Source organism: Listeria sp. PSOL-1 (assembly GCF_902806445.1).
Classification (GTDB): domain Bacteria; phylum Bacillota; class Bacilli; order Lactobacillales; family Listeriaceae; genus Listeria.
In genome coordinates this window covers 311463-334860 of the sequence record NZ_LR760298.1, presented here as the reverse complement: position 1 = coordinate 334860, position 23398 = coordinate 311463, and the positions used below count along the sequence as shown (strand labels likewise).

Below are 23398 nucleotides of genomic sequence, written 5' to 3'. Positions count from 1 at the left end.
AATTTCCTATGAACTAAAAAACATGTTATCTTTATTTTGAGTACTTAAGAAAGAGGAGATGTTATGTTAACGTTCTCTGTTTTAGTAATAGCTATAGCCATTGTAATCTATCTTTGTTTTTTCCTAGTCCGATGGATACATAAAAAGGAAAAAATAGAGAACATTATTTTTAAGACATGTCTCTATGTCTATAGTTGTGGTGTAATCAAATATACATTATTTCCAGTCCTTATTAGTTCCCAGCTCTTAAAAGATCGAGCAGAAGATATAACTGGGCCATTTTTTAATTTAATACCATTTCACACGATAAATGAAATTTTTAGCATAAGAATTAATATAGAATCCATTATGCAAATTGTATTGAACATTGTTCTGTTTGTTCCATTAGGTATTTTACTGCCACTGTGCTTCAATAAAATAAGTTGGAAAACAGTTTTTTTAATTGGTTTAAGCACTTCAATATGTATAGAGCTAATTCAACTTATGCAAAATATAATTTATCAAGCGCCATTTAAATTCACAGATATTGATGATATTATGTTAAATGTTTTTGGCAATGTCATTGGATACGTTCTATTTTTAACTTGTAAACCGCTTTTTCAGAGATTGGGTCTATGTCCAAAAATAACAAGTGCAAATTTAGAGGAAAACTAGTCATATTGAATATAATTGAAATTGTGCTTTTTGTATTTGTATAGGTTCTCTAAACGGGACAATAAAACGAAAAATATCCAACTTTTCTTGTTTCGTCATGTGCTCTTCGTTTTCGACTGACAGTTATCCTTTCTTTTTACTCATTCAGCTAACAAATTCCTTTCTCATTCTGCACAGCTACAATATGGTTTTTCCGGTTAATGCGGTTGTATTGATATTTTCTTTCAAGGATATAAAATGCCGATTGTAAAATGTAGAAAAACCGCCACTTTACAACCGACATTTACAACAGATGAACATTGGATAACTACGCTATTTTATGTGGAGATAAATAAAAAGTCTTTCTTCCTCTTCAAAATCTTTCATTTCCATCATCTCTTTGATACTCTATTGATGGTTATACCTTGTGAAAAACGTAACTTTTAACACAGCAACGTGATACTAATCAAAAGTCCGCGCTTTAATTCTATAATTGCCACTAGCGTGTCGCACTTCGATTTCATATAAACTACCAGGTATTGCCTTTTTGGTAGTACTAAATGTTGTTCCTTTTAACTGGCCATAATAAGGTTTTCCTTTCGTTACTTCTGCCATATATTTTTTGTTTTCTAAAACAACTAGCTTATAATTTTTATACAGCTCACTTGAAAAAGTAACCATTACTTTATCATCGAACATCAATTCAGATACCATGGCTTCGAAAAATAATTGTTGTGCATCCTTCATTTTAGTGGTTAGTTGATCTCTTAAATCACCTGATAAAAGAGAGGTTTTAGTACGTAAATCATCTAATTTTTCCTGAGTCACATTCGCTTTTAGTTGATTACTTCCGATGAACAGGTCATCGATATCCCTTTTTAATACCAGTTCTGCTTTATTAATGTCACTAACGGTATACGTTTTATGCGGTAGACGAAATTGCACAGCAAAATTTTCTTTATTTTCTTCCTTGTGAACAGTTAAAACATTGCCAGATAAGCTACTATAATAAGGTTTTCCTTTAGCTATTTCAGCAATATAACGATTAGATCCCAAAATAACAATTTTATTATATTCTTTAAATTTATTATTAACAAATTCGACAGATAGCGTACCTTTCGCATCTAGACGTATATCTTTTACTAAAGATTGTAAATATCTTGTTTCTAATTTCTCTAGTAAATCTAAAAGTGTTTGCTTATTATTTTTATCCGTTATTTCAGCTATTTCACTTCTAATATGATCTAATATCGCTTGGGTCATCACGCTACTAAGATCATCTTTTGAATTTAAAGTGTTTAAAATTTGGGTCTTTAATTGATCTATTGTAATCGAGCCCTGATAAAGTTGAAAGGTTCCAGTCGAATTTCTAGTTTCGATCTGGATTTTATCTGTAGGGGCAAGACTGACTTTGGTTTTCCATACGTTCTTATTTAATGAGCTGTAGTATGGCTTTTTGTTTGTTAATTCTGAAATATATTGCCCGTTTTTGATTAATACTACCTTTTGACCTTTAAAAATATCGTTTTCAAAGGCAGTTAAATCAACATTTACACCCGTTTCAGAAAGAGTGACCGTATTTATTAGTCTCATTGGTAATTGTCTATTTATTTGATTATCATTTAGCCAAATAGGTTCAGGTAAATCAAGTAATTGGCTCGTTTGTTCTCTTGTAGCATCTGCAATTCTAAATCCCCATTGTTCAAAATAAGGGACCATATTATACCCAGTTATATTGGAAACAGTCAACATGAAATTTTGTATACGTTCGCTATCTGTACCATAAGGCAGTTTATTTTCCCGATAATATTGGTGTAAAATTGGGTAAAAATCTTCTCCAAAAGTGTTGGCTAGTTGGCCGAATAGCACCATTTTCAAATCATTATTTTGCTTTTCAAAATCTTTATTTTCCGATTTCAAGAAATTATGCATTTGCGGATAGTACTTATCGAGTGCAGTTATAGCGCCTGTTATTTCTTTTTGAGCGGCCATTGAATAAATATTTACTGTAGATTCCGTTACAGAGCTCCATTTCCATGGAGACTGCTGCCTTTGATGTCCACTTTCATGCCAAATTCCCCATCCGTTATTTGTCTTCAACAATCTAGATAATGCAGCATCTCCGTTAAATCCCATATATTCTTGTGTAGCAAACATGTACATTCTGGATACTTCGACAAAGTGTTGGAAATGACGGTCCACCGAATCCTCTTTCCGTCCATTATCATTAATACCTGACACCCGGTCTTGAGCCAGCAAAAATTTATCATAGTACTCCATCAATTCTTTAGGATTATTGATTTTTTTTTTGGCTTGTTGATAACTCACTGTAATAATAGCTTTATTGCTTACTAATTGTACATCTGTGACATTCACTTCCATAGATAGTTGCCTTTGAAACTCCTTGACACTCGTTTGATTTAAATCAAAATAGGGCATAGATCCAGTTGCACCCGAAATTGTCACTGATGCACTGCCATTCTCATTAGGATTTTTAATGTAGATAGCTCCTTGATTTTCCACCTTTATCATGTTTTTTCCTTGATTTAAAGCATATTTTTTTTGGAGGTTACGTTCAGGGGTCCCAATGGTTAATTCTAATGAATCTTGTCTACTTACTTCAACGGTTAAAGTATCCCCTTGTTCTGCATATAAGCCACTGGGGTCTAAACTTGAATAACGTAATGATCTTCGTTGACGATCTCTTTCTGTTTCTGTATTTCCTCGTCCTATAAACTCTTTTGTCATCTGTTTTTGAGCCGTTTTCTGTATTTTTTCCGTCGATAAAATTTTTTCTTGCTTGCTGTTTGCTTGCTCTCCTTTCACCTCAGTACTTCCAAAAAAACCACATAATAGTACTACACAAATAGGTACACACTTTTTCATACCAAAACCTCGCTTTTTTATTTATTTATTTTAATTTCTGCGCTAAATAAAACAATGAGTTTTGCTATTATTAAGCATCAAACTAAAATATCAAAGTATTCGTTAGGCCTTTTATCATCGAATCGTTAAGATTTATATCGATTACTGTTAAAGCGCTTTCAAACAATACAAAACCTAACATTGCATTTAATTCAGAAAATTTATATCGATAACTATTTCGGAATAGCCAATTAAATGCTACCATAAAAAGTTCTTTAAAAAGTTGAACTTTGACTAATTGCCCCTCTAATTTTTGTCTAAAATATGTTTTTTAGCTTATGCTTCCATAATTATTTTTAGTCGTGACTACTTTTTTATGTATTTGGACAAAAGAAAAGAGCCTAGGTTTTCTCCCTCAGACTCTTAGATACCCTTTTTTTATAATTATATTCATCTGCGGCATATCAAATCGGATTTTGAATGCGATCAAGAAATTGTTTGGTTCGTTCTTCTTTTGGTGCATTAAAGATCTCGGCTGGTGTTCCTTGCTCGACGATTACACCTTGATCCATAAAAATAACTTCATCAGCAACATGCTCGGCAAATTTGAGTTCGTGCGTAACAACAGCCATTGTCCAGCCTTCACTTGCTAAGCTTTTCATGACACGTAAAACATCTCCTACAAGTTCAGGATCCAGTGCAGATGTAGGTTCATCAAACAAAATTAATTCAGGTTTCATTGCAAGTGCACGGGCAATCCCAACACGCTGCTCTTGTCCGCCAGAAAGCTGATAAGGATACATATCTTTTTGCGTGGTTAAACCAACTTTTGCAAGCAAATCTTGTGCTTCCTTTAAAGCTTGTTCTTTTGGTACCTTAAGTACTTGTGTTGGACCTTCAATAATATTTTCGATCGCTGTTTTATGTGGAAATAAATTATAGCTTTGAAAAACCATGCTAGATTTTCGCCGAAGTTCAATTAAAGCTTGTTTCGTCACGTTCTTAGAAAAATCAACCGTTGTTCCAGCAATGCTTACTGTCCCTGCTTCAGGAATTTCAAGCGCATTGAGCGAGCGTAAAAAAGTCGTTTTTCCTGAACCAGAAGGGCCAATGATAACAACGACTTTTCCTTTCTCAAAAGCAAGATTAATTCCTTTTAAAACCGTGTTATTCTCAAATGATTTACGGATATTTTTTATATTAATATACATGAAAAGGCCCCTTTCTACTTTGCAATATAACGATCAAGTCGTTTTTCAACGTTATTTTGTAATCCAGATAATGCCATGCAAAGTACCCAATATAAAAGACCGGCCTCCATATAAATTAGCAAAAATTCATAGCTTGTCGCCGCAATTTCTTGTGCTTTTCGGAATAAGTCTGCTACAAGAACAAGCGATGCAAGTGACGTATCTTTAACTAAGCTGATAAAAGTGTTGGAAAGCGGTGGGACCGAAACGCGTGCTGCTTGCGGGATAATAATTCGCCGTAATGCCTGACCATATGTCATACCGATTGTAAAGCCTGCTTCCCATTGTCCTTTTGGTACAGATTGGATAGAGCCCCGAACAATTTCAGAGGCGTAGCCACCGACATTTAGTGAAAAAGCAATGGTTGCTGCAACAAATGGATCAAATTTCAAGTTAATGTTACCAAGTCCATAAAAAATAACAAAAAGCTGCACAAGAAGAGGCGTTCCCCGAATAATAGAAACATAAACTCTAGCCACTGCACGTAAAATTTTAACTGAAGATAAGCGACAAAGCGCAATAAGTAAAGCGATAGCCATTCCAATGACAAAAGAAAGAAGCGTAAGTGGAATCGTATACGCAATCGCCCCTTTTACCATAGGCCAAAAAGCTGTTTTTAAAATACTCCAATTCAAATGGTTAAAGGAAATAGCCCCGGCAACAAAACTATTTAGAAACATCTTTTCCAAACCATTTTTCTGAGATTTTTTTAAGCGTACCATCTTTTTCCATTGCTTTTAATTCTTTATCAAAAGCTTGTTTTAGCTTGGTATCTTTCCGAAAAGCAAAGCCGCTGCTGCCTTTTTCTTTATTTAATTCAGCAGCAATTTTAATTTTCTTATCGCCTGTATTTTTCAGATAATCAAGGACAGCCAATTTATCATTGACCGTTGCATCGACGCGGCCTTGCTTAATGAGTTCAAGCGACTGAGCTAAACCGTCTACTGATTCAATTTTAGCACTGGCAGATTGGGCAATTTTACCATAGTTACTAGTTAAGCTTTGGGCTACTTTTACACCTTTTAGATCGCTCATTTTTTTGATGTCCTTATTATCTTTGGCTGTAACGATAACAGCTGTACTTGTTGAATAAGGTATAGAAAGATCATATTTCTCTTCGCGTTCTTTATTAATTCCAACTTGATTAGCAATCACATCAAACCTTGAAGCATTCAAACCAGCAAACATAGAGTCCCACTGTGTTTCTTCAAATTTTGTTTTAACGCCAAGTCGTTTGGCTACTTCCTTAACTACATCAATATCATAACCAGTTAATTTATTTGTTTTGCTATCATGGAAGGTGAATGGACGATAGGTGCCTTCAGTCCCCACTGTCATAACGCCTTCTTTTTTGATTTGTTTCAACAAGTCTTTATCATTTGTGCCACTGCCAGAATCACTCCCACAAGCAACTAAGCCCAGCGTAAGTAAAGATGTGAACACAATCATAAGTAGTTTTTTCATTTTTTCGTCCTCCTTTTTGTTTGATTCTTTAACGCACTCATAAATAGCCACTTGTCATCTATTGTATGGGCCTATGATCCAATATGCAAGTAATTCAGCTTACAATTAGTAACTTACTAAAAAAGGTGTGGACGATACCATTTATAAAGTTCATAGGCATCTTTATCTTTTAAATAGCGAATAAAGGGGCGAATATCTTCGCTACCGGATTTTAAATCAATGCTAAGATGACTTGTTTTACTGCGCTTCATCCACACACTCTGCTTGACTTTTAACGACTGAATACGGTCTTTATGGACGATGTATGTTTTTTTAGAGATGACTGGCCGTGCTTGTAAAAGAAGTAGTTTATTTCTCGCTAAAAAGCCAGTTGCTCGATAACTTGCGATAGCTTTTAAAAATGAAAGAATTGGTATAATGATACTAATAAGGCCGAATGGATAGTATAGCCATGTCAAAATGATAAATGGTAAACTCCCCCATAGCAAGTAAATAAATAAAAAACGACGTAAACTTGTTTTAGGCACACGCATTAGTTCATCTATTTCCACATTATATTCTGGCAGAAATGCTTTTAACGTTTGAAGCGCCTGATCTTTTTTCATAATCGGTAAAAGAAGCAAATCTCCTGAATGTTTCTTATCGCCTGAGCTCCCTGCGGTTATCACTTTCACAGCAACGAGATTAAACCATTTTCTAATTGGGGATTCAATCATGACAACTGCTTGGATTTTCGCATGTGAAATCGTCGTATGGTTTCTTTGAAATAAACCTTTCTCAATGACAAGTTCACTGTTAAATTTCATCAATTTGAATTGAAAGTATTTAAATAAAGTAGCGACAATGGAAATACACCACAGTATTACAAGTAAGGCAATCACAAAAAGAATGACAATCAAAACACTCATCTGTTCAATATGTTTAAATTGCTCTTCAACAAATTGTTTAGGGATCACGTCTTTAAGCTGCCCTAAAACTGCAAGTAAAATGGCAAGCCCTGCTAGCACCCCGCTTGATGTCAGCGCCATAAATAAAAGTTCTTTTGTTTTTAATATGACAGTTTGTTCAGGTATGTCGTTTTCTTTAGGTTTAGGAGCATCAAATGGATTTGTCACCTGTACTGTTGCTTCTTGTTTTTTCCCGTCACGCAAACTCCTTAATTCATTCAGCGTACTGATTGGGACAGCACTTAAATCGCCTTCTGGTTTCTTCCCACCAGCTGTTTCAATCAAAACTTGGGTAACGTGAAATGGTATAAAAAAGAACCATTGTTTCTGTTGAATGGTTTGAATTCGTTCATAAGGAATAAAAATATTTTTGTGAAAAATGAAACCATAGCGGATCCGAAGTCCATCTTGTTCTAACGTATAGCGAAAAGTAAAATATTTAGAGCAAGCTGGCATTAAAATGAGAACAACAAGGATCGCTACAATCAATAAATAAACCCAAATAGGAAAATAACCAGTAGCAACAGAAGCTCGATAAATTGAAAATATCCCAACTGCAATGGGGATAATATTTTTACGGATACTTACAAATAACTCCTTAATAAGCGCAATAGGATGCAATTTACGTTCCTCAAACATCTTCTTTCGCCACCTTTACAAGTTCAAGAATATGACGACGTAACTGATCGGCTTCATCTTCGTTAACTGCTTCAATAATGTGCGTCTTCGCTGCTGTTGTGATATGTAACGCCATTAGTTTTTCTTTACGAAGGAGAGGGCCTTGTGACGTTTCAACATGTTGAATTCTAATCATTGGAATTAATGTACGGCTCCGGAAAATAATACCTTGCTGAATTTCAATTTCATCATGACAAATTTGGTAACTAAAGCGCTTAAAGCGGAAAGGAATAATAAAACGATAAATAAATATAAAATAAAAAAGCGTGATGAAAACAGCAATGCTATTCCACCAGAATGATACATCAGTTAAAGAAAAAATAAGGGCAGTAACAAGCGTTATAACGACAAGAATACTTCCCCATACGCCATAAGTAATGTGCCAAACTTTTTTAATTTTCTTTGGTAACTGATTTTCTAATTTTTTAAGCTCCATGTGATACTCCTTTTTTCAAAATCATAACACCACTGAATTAAGAAAAACAAAAAAATGAGGAGGAGCGCGGGACATAAATGAAATAAATCAATGACAAGCACTCCACATGTAGTACTTATTTTTCAACTAAAAACATAGTGAAATCAATTTATCTCCCGGACTCTTCCTCATTTTACTAAATTAATTAGATTTCTTATTGTACTTTCCTTTGTTGTCACGTTCTGATTTAAAACGACGGTCACGGCTGCCTGAGCTTGAACCACGACGGCCTTTGCCGCTGTTGTTACGATCGCGGTAATTCCCACCACGATAGCCGCCATTTTTACTTTTACCTTTGTAACCACCGCCACCACGTGATGGAAGTGGGCGCTCTTCTGTAATATGAACAGGCGTTTGATCTGGTTCTTTGGCAAGCAGTTTTAGCATAGCGGAAGCAATATCCGTTGCATCATATTTTTCAAGCAGCTCACTAGCTACTGTTTTATAATCAGCAAGGTTTTCTTCCGTAAGAATTGCTGTGATTTTTTCTGCTGCAAGATTCAATTGGCCTGCAAAAGCTTCATCCCAAGTTGGTGCTTTAAGAGGGTTCATACGTTTTTTGGTTGTTTGTTCAACTGTTCTAAGATAGCCCATCTCACGTGGCTGAACAAATGTGATTGCCATACCTTCTTTACCAGCACGTCCAGTACGTCCAATGCGGTGAACGTAACTTTCTGGGTCTTGCGGAATGTCGTAGTTATAAACATGCGTCACCCCTGAAATATCGAGCCCACGAGCAGCGACATCTGTTGCTACAAGTACGTCAATCTTTCCTTCTTTAAATTTACGCAAGACACTCATCCGTTTTGCTTGTGTAAGATCTCCGTGAATTCCTTCAGCATTATAACCGCGCATATCAAGTGCACGTGCCAATTCATCCACACGACGTTTCGTTCTACCGAAAACAATCGCAAGTTCTGGAGACTGCACATCCAGCAAGCGGCTTAATACATCAAATTTTTCTTTTTCATGAACTTTTACAAAGAATTGCTCAATCAAAAGTGCTGTCATTTCTTTTGTTTTCACACGAACTAGTTCTGGGTCTTTCATGAAGCGTTCAGCAATGCGTCTAATTGGTTCAGGCATTGTAGCCGAAAATAGCAGCGTTTGACGACTTTTTGGAACCTTTTCTAAAATCGATTCAATGTCCTCAACGAAGCCCATATTTAACATTTCGTCTGCTTCATCAAGTACAACCGTTTCTACATTTTCCAGTTTTAGCGTGCGACGATTGATATGATCAAGTATACGACCTGGAGTCCCTACGATAACGTGCGGATTTTTCTTGAGCGAGCGGATTTGGCGGCTAATATCAGAACCACCATAAACAGCTAAAACACGCACATGCTTATCATAGCTTAATTTATACAACTCTTCGGAAACTTGAATTGCAAGCTCACGCGTAGGCGCAACAATTAACGCCTGTACATGATTGCTTTTTGGATCAACTTTTTGGATCATTGGAAGTCCGAATGCGGCCGTTTTACCTGTACCAGTTTGTGCCTGACCAATTAAATCTTTACCTTCTAAGCTGATTGGAATGGTTTTCTCCTGAATTGGGGTAGCTTCCTCGAATCCCATGCGTTCAACTGATTTTACAATTTTTTTGTCCAGACCAAACTCTGAAAACTTTGTCAATGTCATTTCTCCTTTACCTTTTAAAAATTGGATTTGGGTAAGAGAGCTTCATTTTTTTCGTTATAATACACGACGTATTATCTGATTTTCCTTTATTAACAGCTTACAAATGAAAATCTTTCTAATCTTTACACTTGCAGTAAAAAAGAGTTCGGGAAACAAAATCAATCATCAATCAGATGCTTGCCACTAGTCTACTCCATGTCCCTAACTCTGCGTTTTCTGGCATTTCAAGAATCAGCTGCTTATGCAGGATTCCGACGTATAAAATGAAATCCACACTGGGCAAATATACCCAATAAAAAAAGCCCTCGTCATCACTAGGCCGTTAAATAACCTAATAAATTTCCATTTCTCATCATAACATGACTTCAAAGGAATTTCAAATTGAAAATATTATAATCTAAAAAGAAGTACTTATGGAATTTATCCGATCGCTAGTGACGATGTTAGTTTCTTTCCAAAAAAGTAAGCATTCGCTCAAAAAGAAGTATCGCTTCTTTATCATGACAAATAACATGACCTGCATTTTCCATCAAAAAAAACTCTTTCGGGCCAGCAATTTTTTCATCCAAATACGCAACGCTTTTTTTAGCCGGGACAATAGGATCTTTTAGCCCCTGAGCAATAAACGTTGGTATTTCAATATGTTCGAACACAGGACGAGCCAAATCAACCATTTTTTTAAATTGTAAGGTGGAAGAAAAGGGAACCTCATTAAACTTTTTAAAATAACGCTGAAACATTGAACTGTTACGCAAGCGGTCACTTCTTGCTTCAATCAACATTTGTCTTGAATCGTTAAGAAGCTGATTCCATTCTAAGTAGCTAACAGCAGTGCTTAACAAAACCAATTTTTTCACTTCAGGATGATGTCTTGCAAGAAATCCAGCTAAAAGCCCTCCCATTGAAAAACCAACTAGATACACTTGTTCATCTTCTTTTAAAAGTTGGGTTAAAATACTTTCAAGAAAAACAATCCAATCTTTATAAGTCACGTTGCGTAAATACGTTAGCCTATCATGTCCTGGCAATGTTGGCGTCAAAACATCCCAATCTGTATGTGCCCGCACGTAATCCGCAAAAGGTTTTACTTCAGCGGGTGTCCCTGTAAAACCATGAATAAAGAGGCATGCCACCATGATTTCTCATCCTCCAGTCTAGCTAGCTCTCTGTCATAAGGTATTCAACTACATCTTTTAGCCCCATTCCAAAAGAAGCTTTAACAAGAAGCCATTCCTCACCTGTTAAGTTTTGTGAAAGGGCTTGTTTTAAATCATCTTTCGTCATAAAATGATGAACATTTTCCCGTCCGATAATCGTTTCAGCAATTTCTGCAAAAGCCTGCATTTCATCGCCATATAGATAGACTTGATCAAGTTTACCAGCCTGTAAAACAGTAGCTGAGGCCCGATGAAGGTTAGCAGATTCTTTCCCAAGCTCCAGCATATCACCAAGAACGGCTACTTTCTTATGTCCATCTGAATCCATTTCCATAAACGTTTTCAAAACCGTTTGAAGTGCCGTTGGACTGGAATTATAGGCATCATTTAAGATTCTTAATCCATTTGATGCTGTAAGCCATTCTAAACGGTTTTTCGAGCGCTCCATTTTTTTTAGCGCCTGCTTCACCATATCAACTGTAATCCCCAATTTAAAAGCCGGTATCATCGCAGCCATCGTATTAAAAACATTGTGTTCACCAATAATTGGCACAAAAATCTCTACTTCTGGAGCGACATTTGTCGTAAAAGAAGTACCGTCTGCTTGATTGTTAATTTGAAGTGGATAAATGGTCGCTTCATGGCTTTTGCCAAATGTTTCTTTGTGATATTCATTTGTTACTTTATTGCTAAGAAGCGGTTCTTCGTATGGATAAACCAATAAACCATCTGCTTTTAGACCCATTGTAATTTCCATCTTAGCTTTAGCAATTTCATCTCGCGTACCAAGATATTCGATATGTGCTTCACCGATATTTGTAATGATTGCAATATCAGGAGCAGCAATCATGGAAAGCTCTTCAATTTCATGCCTATGACTCATTCCCATTTCAAGCACAGCGACCTCAGTATCTTCTGGCATCGTCAAAATTGTATAAGGCAATCCAATATGATTATTAAAATTCCCGCCCGTAAAATGAACCCGATATTTTGTCGCCATAATAGCAGCTGTAATATCTTTTGTCGTTGTCTTACCATTGCTTCCTGTAATTGCGATTACTTTCGGAGCTACTTCACGAATATATTTTTTAGCAAGCCATTGCAGTGAACGAAGCGTATCTTCAACAAGAATAATTGGGAAATCTGTCGGCGGATTGGGGACATCTTTTTGCCAAAATGAGGCACTTGCTCCCATTTCGATCGCTTGCTTTACAAATGTGTGCCCATCTCTTGTTTCACCAACAAAAGGAACGAATAAGTCACCTTGTTTAAGCTTTCTTGTATCAAAACATATTCCTGTTATTTCTACGCTAGAAAACGCATTGATATCATTCTCCACTGGAATCATTTTTGCTATTTGCGCTATCGTCTTTTGCATTTTTTCACCTTTTTCTAAACATAATCAGAGCCTTGACAAAATCAACCTCATTGCTTTAAACTGTTAATCTTTAAATTGATGTTGTAAATGGTTTTTTGCTTCATAACGTTCTAATCCTAGCTCAATTAATTGCTCAATTAATTGATTGTAAGGCATACCGCTAGCTTCAAAAAGCATTGGATACATACTTATCGGTGTAAAACCAGGCATTGTATTCACTTCATTTAAAAAGATTTCATTATTTTTTGTGACAAAGAAATCCGCTCGAGCAAGGCCGCTACCATCAAGTCCAAGAAAAGCTTGAATAGCATATTCCTTAATTTGTTCAAGTACACCTTCTTCCAATTCTGCTGGAATAATCAAGATTGTACTGTTATCTTCATACTTCGCTTTATAATCATAAAAAGCCTCTTCATGTCCTTTGGGTAAAATTTCTCCTGGAACTGAACAGATAGGTGTGTCATTACCAAGAACAGCAATTTCAATTTCGCGTGCATCAACACCTTGTTCCACAATCACCCGTCTGTCAAAGCGAAAAGCTTCATCAATGGCTGTCTTAAGCTCACGATTATCCGTTGCCTTACTTATACCTACACTTGAACCCAGGTTAGCTGGTTTCACAAATATTGGATAAGTTAGCAAACCTTCAATATCTTGAGCCATCTCTTCTCGATGCTCTTTCCAATCAAAAGCCCGAACAGATACAGCGGGAACTTGAGGAATGCCTGCATCAGCAAATACCTTTTTCATAATAATTTTATCCATCGCAGCAGCTGAAGCTAAGACACCATTTCCAACATAAGGAATGTTAAGCACTTCAAGAAGCCCTTGAATCGTTCCATCTTCCCCATTTGGCCCATGAAGTAATGGGAAAACAACTGTATTCTCGCTTTCAAAAGAAATCCCTGCTGGACTAATTAATTCGCCTACCGAAACTTCTTGATCACTTGTGGCGAATTTTCTTTCTTTACCTGACTTGAAGCGCAGTTGTTCAGAAAAAGTTAGTTTGTCCGTTAATTTTGGTCCTTGAATCCAAATTCCTTCGTATGTAATGTATATCGGAAAAGTATCAAATTTATTTAAATCCAGTGCATTTATAACTGAAAATGCTGTTTCAAGTGATACTTCGTGTTCCGGAGATTTTCCACCATATAAAAATATTAATTTCTTTTTCATCTTATCCCTCCATTGTTCATCATCTATTTTACCACGTTTCTTGTCAATTAACAGAATAAACTTAGCTTTTCACAAATAAAAACAGCCATCCGTTTTAAGTAGATGGCTGTTCAGACTTTTATTTGCAATAGATATACTTATATTCTAGATTCATCATGGTCGCTTTATTAAAAGCAAAGAACATTACGAAATTGCCTTTTTTAATTCTTCCAGGTTTAAAGTTGAAGGAGTATACATTACACTACGAACAAACACATTGGTATCATATCTCCACAGGCTATATCAAGGCTTTCTAGGTTGGTACTACTATACATTGATTGAAGAAACTGTGTGGAAATGCCATTTTATATTTTTGAAATTAAAATTATTTTTATTTCATTTTCTGAAAATATTTAGTATGTGTTGTAGTGCCATTTTCGTGTATTATTCATTTAAAAACTTACTATTATATAGTAAAATAAAGATGGCAGCTTGCCCAGAGAGTCGGTGAATCTCTGATGTTTTCAATTTTTTCGTTAATTGTCGCGCCTATCCTAGTAGGTATAGTACTTAGACTATTTTCTTTTTGGTTAAAGAAGAGAGAAGACAATTAAGCAAGTTGTTTCTAACTCACATGTTCAGCAAAATTTGGACTTTTTTTCTTTCATTACTTCTTCTGCATTCGCAGTACTAGGTAACAATATATTAGAGGTGCCTAATATAGTCGTTCCCAATACCATAATTGTTATCCCTTTTTTAAACCTATTAGAAAAACTACTCGATTCCATCTCCTTATTGTCATATATGTATGATGCTGTTCGTAAGAAATACTAAATTTTTTGCTTTAGCACTTACCTTTTAAAGTGTAACACGTTTGAATTTGAAAAGCATGAACAATTTTCTTAATTTTTTCAATTTAGAGAAATATTATCTATATATATTAGGTTTTCGGTTATTTATTAGCTAAAATTTAAACGATATCCAACTTTTTAAATGCTTAAAATCGATTATTATCCATGCTGAATTGACATTAAAAAGCTACTTATTCTTATAAACATTGTAAATAAAATAGGTTTGTACCCTAGTTGACTTTTGTATTGTCCCAATAATTTCAAAAAAATCGTGTCATGGCAACAAAAAGTTTCATGCTATAATAGCACGGAACTCTTATTCTCATATCCATGAATATTTACTTATTTTATACTTTTCACATAATAAATTAGTGTTTGCTTGACTCTGAAATGAAAGCTCTGATTATCAACATAACTAATGCGATGCCAAAAATAACAAAACCTAAATATTGCATCCACTTCACTTCAGAGTAAATTCCATATATGGTAATTATTGCTGATAAAACTATCAAAGTTGCTATAGTTATCTGGACTTTAGTCACTTTCATTGTAATCGTAGCACCTCTCTCATATTATTGTTTTCCTTTTGCCACCAATTTAGCTCCTTTAAATTTTAGCCAGATACCATTACTCACATAATTCCAACCCATACTTACCACAGTGCTGACTATAGTATACGCAACAGTAATACCGACCCCACCTGTAAGTGCAATTAAAACTCCTGCTACACCAAGACTACCTACACAGATAGTTTTACCTAAAGCTGCACTCAAATAAATATAAGTATATCCGCTCTTTTTAACTATTTTAGTTACACTACTTTTTCTTTGCATTGCAGCCTTTTTTAGCTCATCAGGTACTGTAATATCCTGTGATTGCATTAATCTAGCTAACTGTGAATCTGTGATAGTTATATTGCCTTCTGAATCATAAATATTCATTTGCTTTGCTTGATTTTGGACTTGTTCTACATCTATACTATTTAGCATTTCTGCAGCTTCATTCTCTCTTTTAGGACTAACAATATTTTCACTTTCAGAAGCAGACGCAGAAATTGCTGGTGCTATTGGCGCAAATACTAATGAGGCAATCATCATCGGTGCTACAACTTTTAAAACTTTTTCTTTTTTCATAAATAAAACCTCTCCTTTTTTATTATAATGTATTACGCTTTCATCATAACACAAAATCGTATACCAAAACGAAAAATATAATAAATGAGCTATTTTTTGTTATAAACGTTAAATATATAAATGTAAGTTTTATAAATTTAGTTATTGATTTATATTAAAAAGTTAATTAAATTTGTTAAATTCAATCCCTCAACTGTCTCAATAAATTTTCAAAAACATGCGTATATCTAGATTTACGTATATCGAGAAGATTTTCACTTAAAGAAGCGTCCGTGTTCTTTACTCATTAAGCTCTCTAGTACTAACCAAGCAGAACATCGACGCTCTTCAAATTCTTTAGCATGGTACAATTCATGCTCTACACTAAGGCCATCGATCAGGCAATAAAAGATATGTAACCAATGTTTTCTCGATATTTCATCTGGGATTTCCTCGACTAAAATTTCACCAAGTGCTTGGAAAGTTAATGTTTCATAAGTGCTTGCTTCTTCTTTTAATTTGTTTTGTAACGTTTTAGGAGGATAATAAATCGTCCTTTGAAAAAATTTCTTCGCATCAGCTGCTTGTTTAAAATCAGTTGCTTTATAGAAAACGGATTGCAGCAGGTCTCTCGCTGTTTTATAATCTTCCTTGCTTGCCTCTTTAAAACTGTTTAACTCTTTTTGAATAACATCTTGATAAATTTCCATAAATAACGCTTCTTTTGAAGAGAAATGAGCATAAATAGATGGTGTTTTAATTCCTGCTAATTGTGCGATTTCTGATAAGGCTGTCCCATCATATCCTTTTTCTGCAAACAATTTTAAAGCTGCTTTCTTTACTGTAATTTTTGACATAATCAACCTCCTGTTGCCTAGCCACCATATTATCAAAAAGAATCTGGGAGATAGACAAAATAAATTGACAACAACTGTTCGCATGAAAGAAGTTTGCCATACTTCCGGTTCTCACGTATAGTCATACGCTCCGTTTCCGGCTTATGGCAAACTTCTTTAATACAAACACTTTCGCTCGATTTGTCGTGTTCGAAGTGTAGAATCTACGCTATCTTTTTTTAAATCGTATTTTCTTAAAAATAGAGCTGAATCGCATGATGTCCTAGACCCTTAATGATTTAATAATTTCCATTCATTTTGTTTGATGTCATAACTTAAAATAGCTACACGCTTGTTATATGCAATCGGTTCTTCTGATCGCTCGAGTTCTTCTAATCCCTCTGATAAATCAAGACCAATTGGGATATTTAAGTGGGTTCGCGTTTTTTCAGCTTTACCAAAAGCGATACATGCGCCTTCTTTAAAGTAATCAGCGAGTTGTCTAAGTAGAGCCACAGGCGGCTGGCTAACCTTTCTCTTTTTCCCAAATGAAAATAGTGGTTTATCGTTGATGATGTCATTCGTTCTACCAGCTATGACGTAGCTTAGTAAGTCATAGAAATGATTCATATTTCGATAATAAACTTTATTATACCAACCATCCCGTTTTGTAAGATAAACAAAATTATTTTGCAACTTATAATAAAACGGTGAACGAAGGTGTCTACCTGTATGCGCCAGATAAAGCAATTCAGCAATCTCCTGTGAAGACAACTGATTAAGTAAATCGATATCTTCAAAGTCAATCCAACAAATATCTTTCATTCGCTCATTTTGCTGTATTTTTTGATCAAGTAAGCTCACAGAATCAATATAGTTAAAGCCCGTATGTGCATTGTAATTCAAATCTTCAAGCTGATTTTTGATCAATAAAATATTAGCTGGTGGCATGGTAACACCGTTCATAAAATCATGAAAGGAAATTCCGCTTGTCGCTACATTATTAATTACGCTATCCATGTGTATATAAATGGATTGATTTATCATATCTTTTTTCATATGCCTGCCTCATTTTCTTACTTTTAGTCCTATAGTTAACATCATACAACATTTTGGGCTCTAAATATATGTCAAAAGTTTCAAATCTAAATTACTTTATGATGACAGTCTTTTTCATTCGTTTAAAAAAGATCAGAAGGAAAAACCTCTGATCTCCATTTACCGCAAACTTAATTTTACACTTGGCATTTGCTTAATGGTTAAAGCGCGCCAAATGTCCTTTCGCGACTTCGTTTTTTCAACAACGATGCCTTTTTCTTCTAATTGACGTATGATTTTGTTCAATTCATCAGTGCTCTCTTTCAAGCTAACCACCCCGTTTACAAAATGTTTTCATTCAATTATCTCTTTTTATAAGTTCACTTTAACATAAATGTTATAATAAGAATACCCCTTTTTTCTAACTTTAACCTTTTCTTTACATATTTTTTTCAAAGTCGCCATTTATTTTTATTTAAAACTATGCTGCTTGTAAAAAAACATACTGCATTTAGTGGAGAATTTCTTTCGTTAAAGAAACTTATCCAACTAAACGCAGTATGTTTTTTACAATACTTTATTTAAAAAACTAATCGTTCTTTCATGGCTTGGATGATCAAAAATTTGTTCTGGCTTTCCTTCTTCTACAATATAGCCACCATCCATGAAAACAACGCGGTCACAAACTTCGCGTGCAAAGCCCATCTCATGTGTGACCACCATCATTGTCATACCTTCTTTAGCGAGATCTTTCATAACGCCAAGCACTTCCCCAACCATTTCTGGATCAAGTGCTGATGTTGGCTCGTCAAAAAGCATAATATCAGGGTTCATAGCCAGTGCACGAGCAATCGCAACACGCTGTTTTTGCCCACCGGATAATTGGCTTGGATAACTATTTGCTTTATCCAAAAGCCCTACACGCTCAAGTAAAGTCCGACCCGTTTTTTCAGCAGATTCTTTACTTCCTTTTCTCAATTCAACTGGTGCTAATGTGATATTTTTTAAAATGGTCATGTGGGGGAACAAATTGAAATGTTGAAATACCATACCAATATTTTCGCGCACTTTATTAATATTTGTCTTTTTATCCGTTAAGTTAAAATCATCCACGATAATTTCACCAGCTGTCATGTCTTCAAGTTGATTCATACAACGTAAGAAAGTGCTTTTTCCAGAACCAGAAGGGCCAATAACACAGACCACTTCGCCTTCTTTTACTTCAAGATCGATTCCTTTTAAAACTTCATTATCGCCATAACTTTTTTTTAGCTGGGTTACTTTTAACTTTGTCATTTGCCGAGTCTCCTCTCAAGAATATTCGAAAGTTTGGTTAGTAATGTAATCACAACAAGGTACATAACGGCAACAACAAACCAAATACCTGTTGTTTCAAAAGTACGGGCAATGATAATTTTACCTGACTGCGTAAGCTCAACAAGGCCGATAACACTCATAATAGATGTATCTTTTAATGTAATGACAAATTGATTAATAAATGACGGTACCATAACGCGAACAGCTTGTGGTAAGACGATCTTAGACATCGCTTTCCCATAAGGAAGCCCTAATGACCGTGCGGCTTCCATTTGCCCTTTATCAATGGCGTTAATCCCACCACGTATCAATTCGGTAATATAAGCCCCAGCATTTAAACTAAGGGTGATTATAGCAGCAACAGTTGGATCCATTCGAAAGTTAAGTGCTTGTGGGATACCAAAATAAATAAAGAACGCTAAAACAATTAGCGGAATCCCACGAAAAATATCTACATAAACACTAGCAATTCCTCGCATAACCTTGTTCCGACTTACCTTTAAGAAGCCAAAAACAAGTCCTAAAACTGCAGCAAAAAACAACGAAATAAATGTTAATTTAATTGTATTCCAAAGCCCAGCAAGTAGTGCAGGTGAGCTATTTATTAATGTATCCCAGAAAGTATCTGTTTTTGCATCTGAACCAACATACTTATCAATAATCTTCCCGTATTCGCCAGTTGATTTAATATGTTTGAGTCCAGCGTTAAACTGGTCAAGTAGTTCTTTACTTTGTCCTTTTTTTACAGCAAAACCGTAACTGCCGCCGCTTTCTTTTTTAGTGACAATTTCAAGTCCGTTTCCTTGTTTTACACCATAAGCAAGCACGGGATAATCATCAAAGCAAGCAACTGAATTTCCTCCTTTGACATCTTCGTACATTCCTGCAGAATCGTCAAAAGGTACAAGTTTATATCCATATTTCGCTTGGTTTTTTTCAGCAAATTGATAGCCTTCTGTTCCTGTTTTAACGGCAACTTTTTTCCCTTTTAAATCTTTGTAGCTTTTAATTTCGTTGTCGCCTTTTTTCACAGCCATGACAACGCCAGTTTCAAAATAAGGGGTGGAGAAATCAAATTTTTTCTTACGCTCATTCGTAATGCTCATGCCTGCAATAACGCCGTCTACTTGTCTTCCTTCAAGCGCCTGGACAGCTGCATTAAAGCCCATAGGTTTAACAGAATAGGTAAATCCTTGGTCTTTAGCAATTGCTTTTAAGATATCCATGTCAATCCCGACAAGTTCTCCCTTACCATTTTCAAATTCAAACGGCGCAAAAGTATCATCTGTAGCAATTTCATAATTTTTCTCTTTAGCATAAACAGGCGCAGTAAAACCACCAAAAATAATAGCAACAAACAGTGCTGCCGCTAAAAATGGTAATATTCGTTTGATTTGTTTCATAATTTCCTCCTTATGTATCACAGAATTCTTTTATATTTATCAACTTTTTATTTGTTATTTTTTAAGGATTACCTTAAAGATTTTACCATAAGCTTCTGTTATTGACCATAGTTATTTATTATAAGTTTTTATAACTTACATGTCATGTTAGATTTTTTGACATTAAAAACATTTATACATAGCCATTTTCGTTCAAAAAGGCGTCTTTTTTTACTAAATTTATTTGGTTAAATTTGTAATTTTGAAATAACTTTTACAGGGTACTGAAAGCTAAAATGATCAGTATTCAGTTTTACCTTAACTTAATATCATGTGTTTATCTAAATAATATTTCTTTTTTATTTTTTCGTGTTATTATTTACTTAAGGAATAAGACGCATTGGTATTTCTGGATTATACTATATTTCTAAAAAGGAGAATATTTATGATTTGGTTTTGGGCTGCCATTTCTTACACGAATAAATTGGAAAAAAATGATTATTTTTAGTTTATCATTTATTTTAATCATTGAAATAAGCCAATTTGTCATTGGAGCAAGTGTAGGATTTATGTTTCGCGTTTTTGATGTAGATGATATTATTGTGACTGCATCATTGGCTTTGTCGTTTTTATCGGCTTTCGACGTCTCTTACTTTGGCTTTATCCAAAATCACAAAGTAAAATTTTATCTTGATTAGTTTATCCACAAGGCGAAGGCATACACGAGTAGAAATTACTTGTGTATGCCTTTACTTAAATAAACTTCATAATAAGCGTACGCAATGAATAAAATAGTGGCTTTACAGTGAGAATTAGTGGGATATAAATCACCGCTAATTTCATATTAAATAGTGAAACAAGCGAGAATATCCCTCCTGCAAATAAAAAGACCATCACAAATGCGCTGAGAAGAAGTGTAATCATTAAGCCAATTCGATAATCAAATGGCCAAGCAACCGTTACAAGTGCGGTGAAACAAATAACCCCTGTAAGTAAGACATTCATCGTTGAAACTTCGGCGGATTTTAAATTCCAGAAATTGCCAATAAGCAAAATAACAATAATATACATGACAACGCAAAGTGCTGCCGGTAAAGAGGTTTGAATCACTTTCTTCAAAAATTGTCCTTGGATACGCTTATAATTCGGTTTCAGTGCTAAGAAAAAGGATGGGATCCCTACTGTAAGAGCTGAGATAGGGCTAAGCTGAATCGGTTGAAATGGATAAGCATTATTTACGAAAATGAAAATCAATGTAAGAATGATTGAATAAATCGTTTTAATTAAATAAAGCGATGCCACCCGTTCAATATTATTAATCACACGACGCCCTTCATTTAAAACCCCAATCATTGAATCAAAGTTATTATTTAATAAAACAAAATCGGCAACGCTTCTTGTGGCATCGCTACCTTCAGCCATGGCAATGCTACAGTTAGATTGTTTTAGCGCTAAAACATCGTTTACGCCATCTCCGGTCATTGCAACAGTATGGCCTTCGCTTTGAAAAGCCTCTATCAAACGTTTTTTTTGATAAGGAGAAACACGCCCAAAGACCGTATAACTTTTGGTAAGTGCTACAAAATCGGCTTCTTCACTCACTTTGCTCATATCAATATATTGTTCGCCGTTTTCAATTTCTGCTTGTTGTGCTACATTGGCTACTGTTGCTGGGTTATCTCCCGAAATAACACGAATCGAAACACCTTGTTCTTTGAAATAACGAAAAGTTTCTTTTGCTTCTTTGCGGAGTTCATCAGCAATTAAAATAATGCCAATTAATTCGGGATTAGTGAAACTTTCTAAAGGTTCTAGTGTTTTTGCTAAAGAAAGTGTTCGATAACCTTTTTCAGCATACCTATCTATTTCGGTTTTTTTCGCTTCTGGTAAATCTTTAAAAATAAATTCTGGAGCACCAATAATGTAACTGCCTCTATCTTGAAATGTTACACCACTCCATTTTCGCGCTGAGGAAAAAGGCATCATTTGGCTATGCGTCCAATCTGGCTGATCCGTAAACGTCGCTTTTAAAGCAAGGCTAGTAGAATTATTGTCGTTTAAATTGTGTACGATAGCTGAAACAGCTTCAGAAAGTTCGGCTTCTGTATAATCAGATTCAGGCAAAATATCAGTAACATGGAGCTCTCCATTTGTAATTGTTCCCGTCTTGTCTAAGCAAAGGACATCTACTCGTGCTAGCGTTTCAATCGCTGGCATTGTTTTTACAAGTACACGTCTCCTAGCTAAATTCATGACCCCAACAGCAAGTGCAATCGAAGTAAGCAAAACAAGCCCTTCAGGTATCATACCAATAACAGCAGCTGCAGTTCCTAAAATTGAAGCATTTAAGTCTCCACTTTTCGTCATTTGCGAGATAAATAAAATGGTACCAAGTGGAATAATGACAAAAGTTAAAATTTTGATGATCGTTTTAAGAGATCGTAACAACTCACTATAAGCCGTTTTTTCTTGTTTCGCTTCCAGTGATAATTTAGAAACAAAGCTCGCTTCTCCAACTGCTACTGCTTCTACGTAAGCATGACCACTCACAACAAAACTTCCACTCATTAGTTCATCGCCAACGTTTTTTACAATCGGATCAGATTCGCCAGTTAATTGTGATTCATCAACTTCAATACCAGATGTTGCAAGAACAGGCCCATCAGCGCAAACTTGTTCTCCACGCGAAACAAACATAACATCATTTTCAACCAACTGTTCTTGCTCGATTTCAATGATTTTCCGCTCGCGAAGGACGTGTATTTTAGCTTGTGTTAAAATTGTGAGTTTGTCGATTCTTCTTTTGGCACGGATTTCTTGATAGATTCCCATGGTTGTATTACAAATCGCTACTCCGAGGAATAACAAGTTTTTATAACTTCCTGTATAAATAATAAAACACGCGATAAAAATATTGAGCAAATTAAAAAGTGTTAACGTATTATCGCTAAAAATACGCGAGATTGATCTAGTAAGAGGTTTTAGCGAATGATTTTGGCGCCCTGTATCGATTCGTTCTTTAACTTCTTGCTCGGTTAAGCCAGCAACTGGATGAAGAGAATCATTTAACTTTTGGCTTTCTTGGCCCATTTCCACCATATCCTTTGCGCTAGAGTCAGATTATTTAATTTCAGATTAGCAAAAAAACAGCTGCTATTCCATTCATTTCACTTACAAAAGGTGACAAGTTTATCACATGAAAGAAATTGGGGAAAA

Annotated in this window: 20 protein-coding genes; 3 read left to right on the top strand and 17 right to left on the bottom strand. The window is 35.2% G+C overall.

All coding sequences use genetic code 11. From position 1 onward, the window contains the following. Positions 1–63: 63 nt before the first annotated feature. A complete protein-coding gene (locus G6Q10_RS01610; protein WP_163652199.1) occupies positions 64–654 on the top strand; it encodes a VanZ family protein in 591 nt (196 codons plus the stop codon). Positions 655–1095: 441 nt separating this feature from the next. Here G6Q10_RS01610 and G6Q10_RS01605 read toward each other — a convergent pair whose 3' ends face one another. The 10 genes from G6Q10_RS01605 to G6Q10_RS01560 all read right to left on the bottom strand — a co-directional run bounded on the left by G6Q10_RS01605 (position 1096) and on the right by G6Q10_RS01560 (position 13667). Then, a complete protein-coding gene (locus G6Q10_RS01605) occupies positions 1096–3459 on the bottom strand; it encodes a M60 family metallopeptidase (protein WP_197914075.1) in 2364 nt (787 codons plus the stop codon). A gap of 503 nt (positions 3460–3962) precedes the next feature. Next, entirely contained in the window at positions 3963–4709 is a 747-nt protein-coding gene (locus G6Q10_RS01600; protein WP_163652195.1) for an amino acid ABC transporter ATP-binding protein, read from the bottom strand. Positions 4710–4723: 14 nt separating this feature from the next. Further along, positions 4724–5428: an amino acid ABC transporter permease gene (locus tag G6Q10_RS01595; RefSeq protein ID WP_163652193.1), complete on the bottom strand. Its 705-nt coding sequence runs from the start codon at positions 5426–5428 to the stop codon at positions 4724–4726. Next, positions 5415–6212, bottom strand: a complete 798-nt coding sequence (locus G6Q10_RS01590) for an amino acid ABC transporter substrate-binding protein (protein WP_163652190.1) — start codon at positions 6210–6212, stop codon at positions 5415–5417. Before G6Q10_RS01590 ends, G6Q10_RS01595 begins: the two co-directional genes overlap by 14 nt. Before the next feature lie 116 nt (positions 6213–6328). Further along, entirely contained in the window at positions 6329–7798 is a 1470-nt protein-coding gene (locus G6Q10_RS01585; RefSeq protein WP_163652188.1) for a PH domain-containing protein, read from the bottom strand. After that, positions 7791–8273, bottom strand: coding sequence for a PH domain-containing protein (locus G6Q10_RS01580; protein WP_163652186.1), 483 nt, complete (start codon positions 8271–8273; stop codon positions 7791–7793). The genes G6Q10_RS01585 and G6Q10_RS01580 overlap by 8 nt, the downstream gene beginning before the upstream one ends. Before the next feature lie 180 nt (positions 8274–8453). Then, positions 8454–9950: a degradosome RNA helicase CshA gene (locus G6Q10_RS01575; protein ID WP_163652184.1), complete on the bottom strand. Its 1497-nt coding sequence runs from the start codon at positions 9948–9950 to the stop codon at positions 8454–8456. A gap of 449 nt (positions 9951–10399) precedes the next feature. Further along, positions 10400–11092 (bottom strand): alpha/beta hydrolase, encoded by a 693-nt coding sequence (locus G6Q10_RS01570; protein ID WP_163652181.1) that lies wholly within the window; start codon positions 11090–11092, stop codon positions 10400–10402. Positions 11093–11114: 22 nt separating this feature from the next. Beyond that, positions 11115–12491, bottom strand: coding sequence for a UDP-N-acetylmuramoyl-tripeptide--D-alanyl-D-alanine ligase (gene murF / locus G6Q10_RS01565; protein WP_163652179.1), 1377 nt, complete (start codon positions 12489–12491; stop codon positions 11115–11117). Positions 12492–12554: 63 nt separating this feature from the next. Further along, the gene (locus G6Q10_RS01560; protein WP_163652177.1) at positions 12555–13667 is read right to left on the bottom strand and encodes a D-alanine--D-alanine ligase; all 1113 of its coding nucleotides are present in this window, start codon (positions 13665–13667) and stop codon (positions 12555–12557) included. A 497-nt stretch (positions 13668–14164) separates the two neighbouring features. Here G6Q10_RS01560 and G6Q10_RS10120 point away from each other — a divergent pair, with 497 nt between their 5' ends. After that, a complete protein-coding gene (locus G6Q10_RS10120; RefSeq protein ID WP_163652175.1) occupies positions 14165–14260 on the top strand; it encodes a type I toxin-antitoxin system Fst family toxin in 96 nt (31 codons plus the stop codon). An 809-nt stretch (positions 14261–15069) separates the two neighbouring features. On the opposite strand, the gene G6Q10_RS01550 is transcribed toward G6Q10_RS10120, so the two are convergent. From G6Q10_RS01550 to G6Q10_RS01530, 6 genes are all read right to left on the bottom strand, one after another. Beyond that, positions 15070–15630, bottom strand: a complete 561-nt coding sequence (locus G6Q10_RS01550) for a hypothetical protein (protein WP_163652173.1) — start codon at positions 15628–15630, stop codon at positions 15070–15072. A gap of 254 nt (positions 15631–15884) precedes the next feature. Further along, the gene (locus tag G6Q10_RS01545; protein ID WP_163652171.1) at positions 15885–16466 is read right to left on the bottom strand and encodes a TetR/AcrR family transcriptional regulator; all 582 of its coding nucleotides are present in this window, start codon (positions 16464–16466) and stop codon (positions 15885–15887) included. A gap of 270 nt (positions 16467–16736) precedes the next feature. Next, positions 16737–17504: a hypothetical protein gene (locus tag G6Q10_RS01540; protein WP_163652169.1), complete on the bottom strand. Its 768-nt coding sequence runs from the start codon at positions 17502–17504 to the stop codon at positions 16737–16739. Between the two features lie 159 nt (positions 17505–17663). Continuing rightward, positions 17664–17810 (bottom strand): Lmo0850 family protein, encoded by a 147-nt coding sequence (locus G6Q10_RS10030; RefSeq protein ID WP_197914074.1) that lies wholly within the window; start codon positions 17808–17810, stop codon positions 17664–17666. Between the two features lie 240 nt (positions 17811–18050). Continuing rightward, positions 18051–18779, bottom strand: coding sequence for an amino acid ABC transporter ATP-binding protein (locus G6Q10_RS01535; RefSeq protein ID WP_163652167.1), 729 nt, complete (start codon positions 18777–18779; stop codon positions 18051–18053). Then, positions 18776–20203: an amino acid ABC transporter substrate-binding protein/permease gene (locus G6Q10_RS01530; RefSeq protein ID WP_163652165.1), complete on the bottom strand. Its 1428-nt coding sequence runs from the start codon at positions 20201–20203 to the stop codon at positions 18776–18778. Before G6Q10_RS01530 ends, G6Q10_RS01535 begins: the two co-directional genes overlap by 4 nt. A gap of 473 nt (positions 20204–20676) precedes the next feature. On the opposite strand from G6Q10_RS01530, the gene G6Q10_RS01525 reads away from it, so the two are divergent. Next, entirely contained in the window at positions 20677–20880 is a 204-nt protein-coding gene (locus G6Q10_RS01525) for a hypothetical protein (protein WP_163652163.1), read from the top strand. A gap of 55 nt (positions 20881–20935) precedes the next feature. On the opposite strand, the gene G6Q10_RS01520 is transcribed toward G6Q10_RS01525, so the two are convergent. After that, the gene (locus G6Q10_RS01520; protein ID WP_163652161.1) at positions 20936–23272 is read right to left on the bottom strand and encodes a cation-translocating P-type ATPase; all 2337 of its coding nucleotides are present in this window, start codon (positions 23270–23272) and stop codon (positions 20936–20938) included. Between the last annotated feature and the right edge of the window lie 126 nt (positions 23273–23398).

Coding starts and splice junctions, on each gene's coding strand:
- G6Q10_RS01610 (WP_163652199.1), top strand. CDS start 64: ATGTTAACGTTCTCTGTTTTAGTAATAGCTATAGCCATTGTAATCTAT.
- G6Q10_RS01600 (WP_163652195.1), bottom strand. CDS start 4,709: ATGTATATTAATATAAAAAATATCCGTAAATCATTTGAGAATAACACG.
- G6Q10_RS01595 (WP_163652193.1), bottom strand. CDS start 5,428: ATGTTTCTAAATAGTTTTGTTGCCGGGGCTATTTCCTTTAACCATTTG.
- G6Q10_RS01590 (WP_163652190.1), bottom strand. CDS start 6,212: ATGAAAAAACTACTTATGATTGTGTTCACATCTTTACTTACGCTGGGC.
- G6Q10_RS01585 (WP_163652188.1), bottom strand. CDS start 7,798: ATGTTTGAGGAACGTAAATTGCATCCTATTGCGCTTATTAAGGAGTTA.
- G6Q10_RS01580 (WP_163652186.1), bottom strand. CDS start 8,273: ATGGAGCTTAAAAAATTAGAAAATCAGTTACCAAAGAAAATTAAAAAA.
- G6Q10_RS01570 (WP_163652181.1), bottom strand. CDS start 11,092: ATGGTGGCATGCCTCTTTATTCATGGTTTTACAGGGACACCCGCTGAA.
- murF (WP_163652179.1), bottom strand. CDS start 12,491: ATGCAAAAGACGATAGCGCAAATAGCAAAAATGATTCCAGTGGAGAAT.
- G6Q10_RS01560 (WP_163652177.1), bottom strand. CDS start 13,667: ATGAAAAAGAAATTAATATTTTTATATGGTGGAAAATCTCCGGAACAC.
- G6Q10_RS10120 (WP_163652175.1), top strand. CDS start 14,165: ATGTTTTCAATTTTTTCGTTAATTGTCGCGCCTATCCTAGTAGGTATA.
- G6Q10_RS01550 (WP_163652173.1), bottom strand. CDS start 15,630: ATGAAAAAAGAAAAAGTTTTAAAAGTTGTAGCACCGATGATGATTGCC.
- G6Q10_RS01545 (WP_163652171.1), bottom strand. CDS start 16,466: ATGTCAAAAATTACAGTAAAGAAAGCAGCTTTAAAATTGTTTGCAGAA.
- G6Q10_RS01540 (WP_163652169.1), bottom strand. CDS start 17,504: ATGAAAAAAGATATGATAAATCAATCCATTTATATACACATGGATAGC.
- G6Q10_RS01535 (WP_163652167.1), bottom strand. CDS start 18,779: ATGACAAAGTTAAAAGTAACCCAGCTAAAAAAAAGTTATGGCGATAAT.
- G6Q10_RS01530 (WP_163652165.1), bottom strand. CDS start 20,203: ATGAAACAAATCAAACGAATATTACCATTTTTAGCGGCAGCACTGTTT.
- G6Q10_RS01525 (WP_163652163.1), top strand. CDS start 20,677: ATGATTATTTTTAGTTTATCATTTATTTTAATCATTGAAATAAGCCAA.
- G6Q10_RS01520 (WP_163652161.1), bottom strand. CDS start 23,272: ATGGGCCAAGAAAGCCAAAAGTTAAATGATTCTCTTCATCCAGTTGCT.